The following is a 13081-nucleotide window of genomic DNA, read 5'->3' as shown; positions in this document are numbered from 1 at the left end:
TGTCTCCCCATCTCTCCTAAACAGTTGTCCACTTAGTTAAAAAACCATGTTCATCTATCCACCTATTCCACTCTTAGCCACAGAAACCACTGCAAATCTTGGTCCGATGATTTTAGCCGGTGTATTACTCAGTTTGATTATTATTTATTTAGCCAGTAAATTAGGGGGAGAAATCTCAAGAGCCCTTAATTTACCTCCCGTATTAGGAGAATTAGTCGGGGGTGTTGTTGTTGGTGCTTCTGCCTTACATTTATTAGTGTTCCCCGAAAGCGGTGCCACTGCTACAGACTCTGTGTTGATGAGTTTCCTACAGTTAGTAGCGGGTTTAACCCCAGAAGCGGTTCCAGAAGTGTTTAATACCCAAAGCGAGGTAATCTCGGTTTTAGCGGAAATAGGGGTCATCATTCTACTCTTTGAAATTGGTTTAGAATCGGATATCAGAGAGTTAAAGGAAGTGGGTTATCAAGCAGCTATTGTGGCGGTTGTTGGTGTGGTTGCACCTTTTACGGCTGGTACAGTGGGCTTGATGTTACTCTTTAATGTTTCAACTATTCCTGCTATTTTCGCTGGTGCAGCTTTAACCGCTACCAGTATTGGTATTACTTCTAAAGTCTTGTCGGAGTTGGGTTATCTCAAGTCGAAAGAAGGACAAATTATTGTCGGGGCTGCGGTTATTGATGATGTATTAGGTATTATCGTCTTAGCTGTTGTCGCTAGTTTAGCTAAAACAGGAACAGTTGATGTTGTCAATGTAATCTATTTGATCGTTAGTGCAACTGTCTTTTTATTAGGATCGATTTTCTTAGGAAAATTCTTTAATAAGTCCTTTATGGCGGTTTCTGATTTATTGCAAACCCGTGGAAAGTTAGTGATCCCTGCTTTGATTTTTGCCTTTTTCATGGCATTTATGGCTAATGTAATTCAATTGGAAGCAATCTTAGGGGCATTTGCTGCTGGTTTAGTATTAGATGAAACCGACAAGCGCAAAGAATTGGATCAACAAGTGGTTCCTATTGCCGATATTTTAGTTCCCATTTTCTTTGTTAGTGTAGGAGCTAAAGTCAATTTAGGTGTGTTAAATCCCTTTGTCCCTGAAAATAGAGCAGGTTTAATTATTGCTACTTTCTTAATTGTTGTTGCCATTATAGGCAAACTAATTACAGGATGGACAGTTACAGGACAAGAAAAAATTAACCGTTTAGCCATCGGTTTTGGCATGATTCCTAGGGGAGAAGTGGGCTTAGTTTTTGCTGGTATTGGTTCAGCTAGTGGAGTATTAAGTCAATCTTTGGAAGCTGCTATCATTGTAATGGTAATTCTAACAACATTTATAGCACCTCCTTTATTAAGATTTGCTTTTAAAGAACCCTCAGAAACAGCCGAAAAATTACCAAATGCTGATACAGCTAACTAAAGCAAAAAAGGGACAATTATAAATTATATATTGTCCCTTTTTTACAAGTTTCATGGTAAACTAATAAGCCGATATAGTAAAAGCAATAAAAATGACAAAAAGGAACCCGTCGAAAAACTGGTTGAAAAGTTTCATTATTAAAGCAATTAGATTATTAAAAGATGATAATTTTATGGTGGGCATTCATCTTGTTGAGAATATCGTTTCTAAAGTTCTATCCGTTGCTTTAGTTATTGTTATTGGGGTTTCTTTATTTGATTTATCTCTAGTGTTAGCTAGAGATCTATTTTCTACCGAACCAGTGGGATTTTTTAATCAAACATTAATAGAAATTTTTGGATTATTTCTTAATGTCTTAATTGCTTTAGAACTATTAGAAAATATTACAGCTTATTTAAGAAAACATATTGTTCAAGTTGAGTTAGTTGTCGTAACTGCTTTGATAGCAGTAGCTAGGAAAATTATAATTTTTGATCCTACTAAATATGCTAAAAATGACTTGATCGCTTTGGCTTTTGCTTGTCTTGCTTTAGCAGCAAGTTATGCTATAATTCGCTTTATTAATCACAAATCTAATTAACAAACAAAGGATGAACAAAGATCGCCCTTTCCCCAAAACTAAGTGTTTTTAGAGATTATTTAGGAAATATTAAGAATAAACCCATTATTGATTATGTTAGAAGCGTTTATTTTTGCGACAATTTTATTTGGTTTCTTTGGCATCTTTTTTAAAGAGAATTTAATGATGAAAATAATTGCTATGGATGTAATGAGTACAGGGGTAATTGCTTATTACGTTGTGATTTCGTCAAGCAATGGTTTATTTACACCAATTATGAATAGGAGTAGCAATAATGATTATGCTGATCCTGTTCCGCAAGCAGTTATTTTAACTGCCATTGTTATCGGGTTTTCTATTCAAGCATTAATGTTAGTTGGTGCGATGAAATTAGCTCACAATAATCCAACTTTGGAAACTAAGGAAATTGAAAAAAATAATACACCTGCAAAGGGCTAATGATTCAGAATTGCTCAATTAACATTATTTCAAAATTAATAATGAAACTCTTAATTAATTAATAATACCCTATAATGAAAGCCTTAACAATTATTTGGATAGCCCTACCTTTATTTATTGGATTTAGTATTTATTTATTGCCTAAGATAGCCCGCTACCTTGCTTTAGGGGTAGCTATATTTTCCTTGGGTTATTCTTTAAAAGTTTTTAATATTGATTCTCTTTTAGAGTTTCAATTACTAGATAATTTTGGGGTTATTCTATTAATTGATAATTTAAGTGGCTTTTTTATTCTTACCAATGCTTTAGTTACCTTAGCTGTCCTTTTTTACTGTTGGCAGAGTGACAAAACAGCCTTTTTTTATACTCAAATTATCATCCTACACGGAAGCGTTAATGCTACGTTTATTTGTGCTGACTTTATTAGTTTATATGTTGCCCTAGAAGTGATAAGTATTGCAGCCTTTTTGCTCATTTCTTACCCAAGAAGCGATCGCTCAATATGGGTAGGGTTGCGTTATCTCTTCGTCAGCAATGTAGCCATGTTATTTTATCTGGTGGGGTCAGCATTAGTCTATCAGTCTCATCATTCTTTTAGTTTTGTAGGGTTACAAGGATCACCCCCAGAAGCGATCGCCTTGATCTTTTTGGGACTTTTGGCTAAAGGGGGTATTTTTGTATCAGGTTTATGGCTACCCTTAACCCATTCCGAGTCGGAAACCCCAGTTTCTGCCATGTTATCAGGAGTGGTGGTTAAAGCGGGAGTTTATCCCCTCATCCGTTGTGCATTAATGGTGAGTGAAGTCGATCCCATTGTTCGCATTTTTGGCGCGGGGACGGCTTTATTAGGGGTAGGTTACGCAGTGTTTGAAAAAGACAGTAAACGGATGTTAGCTTTTCACACAGTTTCCCAGTTAGGGTTTATTTTAGCAGCCCCAGAGGTAGGAGGATTTTATGCTTTAACCCACGGCTTAGTCAAGTCTGCTTTATTTTTAATCGCAGGAATTTTACCCAGTCGTAACCTCAAAGAATTAAAACATATTCCTATTAATACACCAGTTTGGATCGCTTTGGTGATGGCTAGTTTTTCTATATCAGGGTTTCCTTTATTATCAGGGTTTGGGGCAAAAGTATTAACCATGAAAAACCTTTTACCTTGGCAAGTCATTGCCATGAATGTTGCTGCTTTGGGAACTTCTATATCCTTTGCCAAATTTATCTTTTTGCCTCATGGGAAAACAGAAAATAGTAAAGTGACATTAGGGTTTTGGGCAGCGATGACTTTATTATTAAGTGGGTTAATTCTAGCTAATGGTATTTATTATGAAGCTTATAGCATCAAAAATATTATAAAACCTTTGATCACGATTTTCTTAGGATGGGTAGCTTATCATTTATTTTTTAAAAAAGCTGTTGTAAAATTACCTCGTGTCTCTGAAGAATTTAATCATTTAATTGGGGTGATGAGTTTAACATTAATTTTTCTATTATGGTTAGTCTTATTCCCAGATATTGGGCTAAGAATAAGATAATTTTTTTTGATTCTAAACAACTGATAACTAATACGATGATTTCTTATTTAGATTTATTGTTAAAATTGACTATCTGGTTTTTACTGACTTCTGATGTTAGTCTGGCTAATATCATTATTGGGGCAACCATCTGTTTATTATTACCTCGAAAACTAACTTCTCCAGGAAAACTAAAAGACTGGTTTCGTGCCTTAGTAGAAGTTTTAATTGCCATTCCTCAAGCTTACGTTGAAGCTATAGAAATTATGTTATTTCCTCACAAACAAGAATACATAGAAATGGAAAGGGTCAAACCGCGAAGAACCCCAGGATTAATTTTTTTAGATATTTTTATCATTACCTTTACCCCAAAAACAATTGTCTTAAAATATCATGAAGAAGGATGGTACGAAGTGCATCGTATTAAACGGAGGAAACCATCGTGAACTTGATTTTAATTATTATGATTTTAGCCTTACTAATTCCCATCTATGAAGCCTGTAAAGATAACGATATTTGGCAAAAAATGTTAGCTTTTGCTAGTATTGCTACTAAAACCTCTGTTATGATCTTAGTTATTTCGGTCTTAAGAGATGATTGGATGATAGGAGTAGTAGGGGTTCTTATTCTTAGCTTAGGAAACGCTTCTTTAATGTTACTAGCACAAATCTTAAAACGAATGAAAATAATCGAAAATTAATAACTTTTTTGTTAAAATACTAAAATTATGATTACCTATTTAAGTTATTTTTGTATCGGGGTTGGTCTAATCTTTTGGTTTTGGGGAACTTTTCCTTTAGTGGGAGATCGCTCAGTTTTATATAAGCTTCATAGTTTATCTGTAGCTGATACATTAGGGTCAATGAGTATTATTTTTGGACTCTTTTTAAAAATTCCCAGTGAATGGCCATTATTGATTTTAGCTATTATTTCTTTGGCTATTTGGAACACAGTTTTAGGTTATGTTTTAGCTTACTGTTCTAGTAGTGAAGACAATCAACAATAATAATAATTAATTTTACTTATTTTCAAATGAATGACATCTATCTCTATGTTATCACTGCTTTATTACCTCTTTCTGCTTGTTTAACTGTCTTACAAGTCAACCCCTATCATGCCTTAGTTATTCGGGGAATTTTAGGGGCGATCGCTGCTTTGGTTTATGCAATGTTTGGGGCAGCAGATGTTGGTTTAACCGAAGCCTTAGTGGGTACGATGTTAGCTATTACACTGTATGGGGTTGCCGTTCGCTCTTCTATGGTAATGCGTCTAGGAATCGTAGAAAAGGAAGACGCTAATCAAGAGAAGTTTAACCAATTAGTAGATCATTTAAGAACCATTTTAAATCAATATCATCTGCGTTTAGAATTGGTTTGTTATCAAGATAAAAATGAACTAAACCAAGCCTTAGAAAATCGAGATATTCATGGAACTTGCCAAGAGAGTATAGATAATGATTATTCCTATCATACAGTGACCAGAATTCAACGGCTTTATGAGATTATTAAACCACAACTATCCTCATCTTTAATTACTTATATTAACCCCTCAGATATCAAGGAGAAACAGTTATGAAATGGGTTTATCTAGTGGCAGGAATCGCCCTATATGTGAAAATGATAGTTATGCCTAACCCAATGGCAGAAATGGTGGATGTTTCCATAGTTGAAACCATCGTACAAGATAGTGGGGTTCCTAATGCTGTCTCTGGGATTATTTTCCGTAACCGTCTTTATGACACTATTTTTGAGGTGGTTGTCTTCACTCTTGCTGTAATGGGTGTTCGCTTTCTGATGTCCAATGAACAACCGTTAACCCACATTTATCAATTTAATGATCAACCTTCTATTGTTTTAGCTCGGTTGGGGGCGACTATTGCTGCCTTAGTTAGTATCGAATTAGCTATTAGAGGACATCTTAGCCCAGGAGGAGGGTTTGCGGCCGGAGTTGCTGGAGGAACCGCTATTGGTTTGATTGCCATTACTTCTCCCACTGAATGGATGCAAAAACTCTATCAAAGTTGGCAAGCAGCCACCTGGGAAAAAATTTCTGTGCTTATTTTCATTATCTTAGCGGTTATTACTTTAATTGGTTTAGAGTTGCCCTATGGAGAAATGGGAAGCTTACTTAGTGGTGGAATCATACCTATTTTAAATATTTTAGTGGCTATTAAAGTTGCTTTAGGTTCTTGGGCAGTAATTTTAATTTTTATTCGTTATCGAGGATTATTATAATGAATCATTGATAACCTCGCTTAGAAGACGCTTTTCTAGTTCTTTACTACTACTTAGAATCGTTGGAAACAAGATCAACTAGATTGCTTGAATCAAAAATATCTATTAATGAATCAATCATCAGTTTTTCCTCCATCTTCCTATTCTAGATAATCCCCTACAAACGAAATAAAACCTTAAGTTTTCTTCTAAATTGATCAATGTATGTTTCACTATTATTGAGAATAATTCTTAATTAAATGAGCTTTGATTTCATGGCACTCTCCTCTTTTCCCTTTCTCACTGATAGTCATAATGCCAAAAAATCACCCAAAATACTTCTTTGGTTTCGCCCAACCTTCGCCCCAGAACAGGGTGTATTTTTGGTGTTGTTGGGTTCTTTTTTCACCGGTGCTGCTTTGGCACAACATTGGAATCAATGGACGAATCTCGCTTTGCTCTGTGCCTTTTTGACTCTACAGATGGAACATCCCTATGTCGTGCAACTAAAACAAAGGAAAAGTTGGAAACCTCGTTTTTTGATTTGGGGGGGAATCTATGGGATAAGTGCGCTCAGTATCGCTATCATTCTTTGGTTTCACTCACCCATGTTGTTAGCCGTTTATGGCTTAGTGGTGATAGGTTTAATTGCTGATGGTATTGCTGTCCTTCACCAAAAGCACAAATCCATTGTTAACGAAATGATCAGTTTTGCGGCCATTTCTCTAGCAGCACCTTTAGCTTATGGTGCAACCACAGGGAATCTTTCGATTGAAGCTGTAGGAATATGGATTTTGAACAGCTTATTTTTTAGTAGTGCTATTTACACTATTAAGCTACGTAAGAAAAAAACTCATTCATTAAAACCAGGGATAATCTATCATGGTATATCAATGGTAATTGTGGCAGGATTGTACAGTGTAAATTGTTTATCATTGATTACAGCCTTATCTTTCGCGGTAGCCTTAATTAAATTTGGCATTGTTAATTGTGTATTAAACTGGTATCGTCAAGCCAGTTTTCACTCAATTGCTATTTTTGAAACGAGATTTAGTCTAGTTTATGTTGCCATTGCTTCTATTAGTGTTCTTCCTGCACATTTATCCCCTGGATAAAAAAATAGGGTAATATTTTTTAGTTTGTGAAAATTTGATAATATTGACTCATTATGGAGTTTATATAAAATTATCGAGCATCTAATTCTATCTCTATGTTTAAGTCTTTCTCCTCATATTTAAAATAGAGACTATAATGATTAAGGTAATCAGCGAAGACTAACCTTAATGGAAAATTTGTTATCTATTTTACGGGATAATCCTCTTGTTTCCTTTACTATCTTATTATTGGTTATTCTGACGTTACCGCCTATTTTTGAACGGTTACGTCTTCCTGGGTTAGTAGGATTACTCTTTGCCGGTGTTATTTTAGGTAAAGATGGATTATATCTCTTAGATGCTAACTCAGAAAGTATTGAATTATTTGCAGAGATTGGTAAAATTTATCTCATGTTTGTAGCGGGATTAGAGATAGATTTAGCTGAATTTCGTAAAACAAAAGAAAGGTCTTTAATATTTGGTATTTTAACCTTTTTATTTCCCCTATTCATAGGAACTTATGTCGGTCTTAATTTTGGATTTGGCTGGAATTCTTCTATTTTAATTGGTTCTCTTTTAGCTTCTCATACCTTATTAGGATTTCCCATTGTTCAACGGTTAGGAATGGTAAAAAATGAAGCCGTTATGGTAACAATAGGGGCAACCATTTTTACTGATATTGCTGCTTTGTTAGTATTAGCCATATCTGTTTCTATTCATCGAGGAAATTTTTCGCCGATTAGCTTGATCATTCAACTGGTTTCTTTAGGAGTTTATTCAGTTGTTGTTCTCTTTGGTTTTGACTGGTTAGGAAAAGAGTATTTTAGACGAACCGGAGATGAAGAAAGTAACCAATTTTTATTTGTCTTATTAGCCGTATTTTTAGCATCTATTGGCGCACAATTTATTAATGTTGATAAAATTGTTGGGGCTTTTTTAGCGGGTTTAGCCGTCAATGATGTTGTTGGTAATGGACCAGTAAAAGAGAAAGTGGAATTTGTGGGAGGGACTTTATTTATTCCCTTCTTTTTTGTAGGAATGGGATTATTATTAGACATTCCTGCTTTTGTCAAAACCATTCAATTTGAATTACCTTTAGTGCTTGGTATTGTTGGAGGTTTAATCCTTGCAAAATTACTTGCTGCAACCGGTACTAAGTTTATTTATCGCTATACTTGGCCTGAATTATTTACCATGTGGTCTTTATCATTACCCCAAGTTGCTGCTACTTTAGCAGCAGCTTTAGCAGCGTATCAAGTCCAAAATACAGCAGGGGAACGATTGATTAATGAAGCAGTTTTTAATAGCGTCATTGTTTTAATGTTAATTACATCAATTTTGGGTCCTATATTAACTGCCCAATTCGCGACTAAATTACCCTTACCAAAAGCAAAAAATAATGAAGATTATAGAGATATTGGTAGTACCTTAGATGAATGGTTACCACAATTAAAGTCTGAAAGAGAGAATGAGAATTTTACGATTGTGATTCCTATTTATAATCCCCATACACAACGAGATTTAATCGAAATGGGAGCTTTATTAGCCAAAAAAGAATCAGGAATTATTGTGCCGGTTTCCATTGCGAATGCTGGTGTTCACATGGATGATCCGCAACTGGATGGAAACTTAAAACAAAGTCAAATGTTATTAGAACGAGCAATAGAAATTAGTCAAGAATTTAATGTAGATACTCAACCGATGATCCGAATTGATGATGATATTTCTCATGGAATTAGTCGTGCAGCAAAAGAAAAAAATGCTAACTTAATTATTATGGGATGGAGTGAAAACACAGGGTTGAAAGCGAGACTATTTGGAACTATTTTAGATACAGTGTTTTGGGCATCCCATTGTCCTGTTGCCGTGACGAGATTATTGGATCATCCGGTGAACTTACACCGAATTTTAGTGCCAATTAAAAACTTAAGTAAAGTTACTTTAGAAACAATTCGATTTGCTAAACTATTCGCTGATGCTAATCAGGGTTCTATTACCTTGTTACATATCTGCGATCGCCAAACACCAACTCAACAAGTCACTGAATTTAAAACGACCTTATCTAATTTAATCACTGAGTATGAATTATCAGAAAAATGTAAAATAAAAATGATTATTCATGATGCTCCGGCTCAAGTGATTATTCGAGCATCTCATCAGTTTGATCTCGTTATTTTAAGGTCTTTTCGCCGTCGTACCGCCGGCGGTTTAGCTGTTAGCGATATCACCACAGAAGTTCTCAAAAAATTAAGATGTTCTTTAGTATTATTTGGTCAACCCCATTCTTAACCTGAATTTATTCAAGTACAGTCAAAAAACGTTACAATGATGAGACAACATAGGTAACCTTAATTACACTGCGGAGTATTTTAAATGGCAGATATAACAAGAGAAGAAATGCGTGATCGTCTAGGGAATATTGAACAAATCCGTGATTTATTATTTGGTAACACAATTCGAGAATACGAAAAGCGTTTTCAACAGTGTGAGCAAAATATCGGCAAATTAACTAGAGACTTTTCTTTATTTGAAACAGAAACACGCGATCGCCTAGATCAAATTCAAGATTCTTTAACAACAGAAATTCGCTCAGTAGCTAGTTCTTTGGACAAAAAACTGAAATATTTGAGCATGACGACACACGAACAAATTAATCAATTAGAAAAAGAACTTGATTCAACAGCTAAAAATAATTCTCGAAGTATTGAATCTTTGAATCAAAATATAACAGGACAAACGGACTTATTAAGAAACGATCTAGTTCAAACTAAAGATAAATTACAAAAATCAATGCAATCTTTGCGAGAAGAGCTATTTGAGATTATACAGAATGAATTAGTTAATCTTAAAGACAATAAAGTTTCTCGTACTGATTTGGCTGACATTTTATTTGAACTTTGTGTCAAAATTAAAGGAGATGAATTTGTCACAGAGTTTCCAGAAAATACTGAACAAAATAGTCATACTGAATTATTTTTACTAGAACAAAAAGCAAGCTTGGAATCAGAAAGTAATGAAGAATAAATGAAAATGATTGAGAATTGATAGATATGGCATTATTCGACGAGAATTCTTTTGAGACTCCATCATCATCGCCCGATTCTGATGATAATTCCGCAGAAGTATTAAACAACTTGTTAGGATTATTAACAGAATTAGAAGTGCTAGATAAAGAAAACAAAGATGAAGTAACAGAAGATGAAATAACAGAAGATCGCGTTACTAAAAAATTAGACGGGATCAAACAACAAAATAGATACTCAAAATCTTATCAATCTCCTCAAAAATCAAAAATTTCAAAAAAAATAAAGTGTCAAGATTCTATTGCTATAAAACTAAGTCAATTAGAACAGAAGATTAATCAATTAGACAAAAAAAATGACCTTGAAGAAGTCATTAATATATTATGGCCTTTAATGACCGAATTATTAGATTCTTCCTCAGTATCAGAAGAAAATATTAAGCAAGTTATTACTCCTGTTATTGATCAAATTATCACAAAAAGATTTCAACAAGATCGCTTAAAGATGAGTAAGGCGATCGCCGATATTTTACCAATAGCCATTGCCCAAGAAATTGAAAATTCTCCTCAAGAAATAGCTAAAGCTATCGCACCAGAAATGGCTTTAGCTATTCAAAATCAAATTCAACTAGATCGAGAAGCGATCGCCCAAACTTTAGGACCAGAAATGGGACAAGCTATTAAAAATCAAATCGAAGTAGAACGAGATGCGATGGTGGATGCACTTTATCCAGTCATTGGTAACACCATTTCTAAATATATGGTAGAATTAGCTAAATCTATTAATGATAAAGTAGAAAATACACTTTCAATTGATGGGATTAGGCGAAAAATACAAGCTAAAATCCAAGGGGTATCTGAAGCAGAATTAATTTTGCAAGAATCTATTAATTTTTCGGTTCAAGCTGTTTTATTAATTCATAAATCATCGGGTTTAATTATAAGTCAAGTCCAATCTGAATCTCATCCAATAGAAGAAGTAGATTTATGGGCAGCAATGTTAACTGCAATTCGTGATTTTGTAAATGATCGTGTTGCTGTAGACGGAAAAATATCTGAACTTCATGAAATTGAATATGATGATGCCAAAATTATCTTAGAAGTAGCAGGATATTGCTATTTAGCCGTTATTATAAAGGGAGAAACTTCCAAAACTTTTCTCAATCAAATTCGTAAAACTTTAAGTCATATCATTCTTAAAAGTGGCCGAACAATTGAAAATTTTAATGGAGATCAATCTACTATCCCTCAATTTATTGATCCTCAACTCAAGGGATTAATTAACTTTGGTATTAAATCAAAAGAATCCAAGCCACCTATTGCTTTAATAGTAATTTTTTCACTGATTATTGTTAGTATCGGTACAAGTATTTATCGTTATAAAATAACTGATTACTGGGAAAGAGAAGTATTAAATGCCTTAGACGCTGCGCCAGAATTATCTGTTTATCGGATTATTCCCGAAGTAAAAAGAGGACAATTAATATTAACAGGAAGAGTTCCAAACCTGGCTTTAAAAGAACAAGCAGAAAATATCAGTCATCAAGTTACCCCTCATTTGACCCTAAATAATCAAATTGTTGCCGTTAATGTTCCTCCTGATGCTAAAGCCATCGCAGGAGAAGTGCAACGGATCGAGGAAATTCTCAATCAAACTGAAGGGGTAGCTATTAAGACTAATTATCAAAATCATAATGTTACTATTACAGGATTTGTCCTTAATATTAGTCAAAGTAAAAAAATTTCCCAAGCCTTTCAAAAAATTCCAGGAGTTGAGCAGGTAATTACTACGTTTCAAACCCAACCTTATTTAGAAACTCGTCTTTATTTTGATCAAAACTCTAGTAGTATTAAAACTGATAATATAAACGAAAAACTAAAGACTATTGAAAAATTTTTAGCTGAACATCCCCAAGTTCATCTTATAATTATAGGACATAGTGATACAACAGGTTCAGTTGTACAAAATGAAGCATTAGCTCAGGCTAGGGTTAACGAGGTAAAAAGAGTGTTGCTAAAAAATAAAGTGGATGCTAGTCGCTTAACAACTGCTGTGAGCCTTGAACCGCCTCCTGGTGTAACAAGCAATCAACCCTTATGGCTAAGTCGGTGTGTTCGTTTTGAAATTTTGATTCCTCCTAATTAGATACGTTCAAGATTCAATGGTCTATGATTACTAAAAAAATATGTCTGATTGGTGATTTTGGGGTAGGAAAAACTAGCTTAATTCGTCGTTTTGTAGAACATCAATTTAGTGAAGAATATTTATCTACTATTGGAGTAAGCATTTCTCGAAAATCAGTTATCGCATCATCCTCTACTGAAAAGCAAGATCCCCAAACAGTACAGTTATTAATCTGGGATATTGAAGGAAAAACAAAATTCCAAGAGATTTCTCCCAGTTATTTAAAAGCTGCTCAAGGGGTGATCATAGTTGCTGATTGCACTCGTCAAAATACCATCGCGAATATACCCTATCATATTGAGTTAGCCCGTTCAATTAATCCCAAAGGGCTTATCCTCAGCATTGTTATGAATAAAATTGATCTTGTTGAAGAACATTCGCCAGACCTTTTACTTAAACAACATCAATTTTATAACCAGTTTCTAACTATTCCGATCTATCATACCTCTGCGAAAACAGGAAAAAATGTTGAAATCATGTTTCACCAATTAGCTGAGAATATAATGGAAAAAAGACAAGAAAATTGTTGACATATTTAAAAATATAATTAAAATAGCCTACATTCCCTAATTTTTGTTCCTTAACTCAAACAATGTGTTATTTTTTATTCCCATTTATCTATCT

The 13081-nt window shown here is 34.3% G+C and carries 14 protein-coding genes; all 14 read left to right on the top strand.

All coding sequences use genetic code 11. From position 1 onward, the window contains the following. Window positions 1-46 precede the first annotated feature (46 nt). The gene (locus CY0110_RS17745) at window positions 47-1414 is read left to right on the top strand and encodes a cation:proton antiporter (protein WP_008276892.1); all 1368 of its coding nucleotides are present in this window, start codon (window positions 47-49) and stop codon (window positions 1412-1414) included. Between the two features lie 172 nt (window positions 1415-1586). Then, on the top strand, window positions 1587-1994 hold the full coding sequence (locus tag CY0110_RS17740; protein WP_232285751.1) for a phosphate-starvation-inducible PsiE family protein: 408 nt from the start codon (window positions 1587-1589) through the stop codon (window positions 1992-1994). Window positions 1995-2087: 93 nt separating this feature from the next. Continuing rightward, complete coding sequence (locus tag CY0110_RS17735) at window positions 2088-2432, top strand: NADH-quinone oxidoreductase subunit K (RefSeq protein ID WP_008276890.1); 345 nt, start codon at window positions 2088-2090, stop codon at window positions 2430-2432. Window positions 2433-2506: 74 nt separating this feature from the next. Further along, entirely contained in the window at window positions 2507-3964 is a 1458-nt protein-coding gene (locus CY0110_RS17730) for a cation:proton antiporter (protein ID WP_008276889.1), read from the top strand. 35 nt (window positions 3965-3999) lie between these two features. Continuing rightward, window positions 4000-4389: a Na+/H+ antiporter subunit E gene (locus CY0110_RS17725; RefSeq protein ID WP_035799844.1), complete on the top strand. Its 390-nt coding sequence runs from the start codon at window positions 4000-4002 to the stop codon at window positions 4387-4389. After that, entirely contained in the window at window positions 4386-4643 is a 258-nt protein-coding gene (locus CY0110_RS17720; RefSeq protein ID WP_008276887.1) for a hypothetical protein, read from the top strand. The genes CY0110_RS17725 and CY0110_RS17720 overlap by 4 nt, the downstream gene beginning before the upstream one ends. 27 nt (window positions 4644-4670) lie before the next feature. Continuing rightward, complete coding sequence (locus CY0110_RS17715) at window positions 4671-4949, top strand: monovalent cation/H(+) antiporter subunit G (protein ID WP_008276886.1); 279 nt, start codon at window positions 4671-4673, stop codon at window positions 4947-4949. Between the two features lie 26 nt (window positions 4950-4975). Then, complete coding sequence (locus CY0110_RS17710) at window positions 4976-5518, top strand: DUF4040 domain-containing protein (RefSeq protein ID WP_008276885.1); 543 nt, start codon at window positions 4976-4978, stop codon at window positions 5516-5518. Continuing rightward, a complete protein-coding gene (locus CY0110_RS17705; protein ID WP_008276884.1) occupies window positions 5515-6177 on the top strand; it encodes a Na(+)/H(+) antiporter subunit B in 663 nt (220 codons plus the stop codon). Before CY0110_RS17710 ends, CY0110_RS17705 begins: the two co-directional genes overlap by 4 nt. A 254-nt stretch (window positions 6178-6431) precedes the next feature. Then, window positions 6432-7271: a YwiC-like family protein gene (locus tag CY0110_RS17700; RefSeq protein WP_008276883.1), complete on the top strand. Its 840-nt coding sequence runs from the start codon at window positions 6432-6434 to the stop codon at window positions 7269-7271. 168 nt (window positions 7272-7439) lie between these two features. Beyond that, complete coding sequence (locus CY0110_RS17695) at window positions 7440-9539, top strand: cation:proton antiporter (protein WP_008276882.1); 2100 nt, start codon at window positions 7440-7442, stop codon at window positions 9537-9539. An 84-nt stretch (window positions 9540-9623) separates the two neighbouring features. Continuing rightward, window positions 9624-10274 (top strand): hypothetical protein, encoded by a 651-nt coding sequence (locus CY0110_RS17690; protein WP_008276881.1) that lies wholly within the window; start codon window positions 9624-9626, stop codon window positions 10272-10274. 26 nt (window positions 10275-10300) lie between these two features. Beyond that, window positions 10301-12418 (top strand): OmpA family protein, encoded by a 2118-nt coding sequence (locus CY0110_RS17685; RefSeq protein WP_008276880.1) that lies wholly within the window; start codon window positions 10301-10303, stop codon window positions 12416-12418. Between the two features lie 23 nt (window positions 12419-12441). Further along, on the top strand, window positions 12442-12987 hold the full coding sequence (locus CY0110_RS17680; protein ID WP_008276879.1) for a Rab family GTPase: 546 nt from the start codon (window positions 12442-12444) through the stop codon (window positions 12985-12987). The last annotated feature ends 94 nt before the right edge of the window (window positions 12988-13081 follow it).

This window comes from Crocosphaera chwakensis CCY0110 (assembly GCF_000169335.1).
Taxonomy (GTDB): Bacteria; Cyanobacteriota; Cyanobacteriia; order Cyanobacteriales; family Microcystaceae; genus Crocosphaera; species Crocosphaera chwakensis.
Note: the sequence above shows the minus strand (reverse complement) of the source record. Positions and strands in the feature narration are given on the sequence as shown.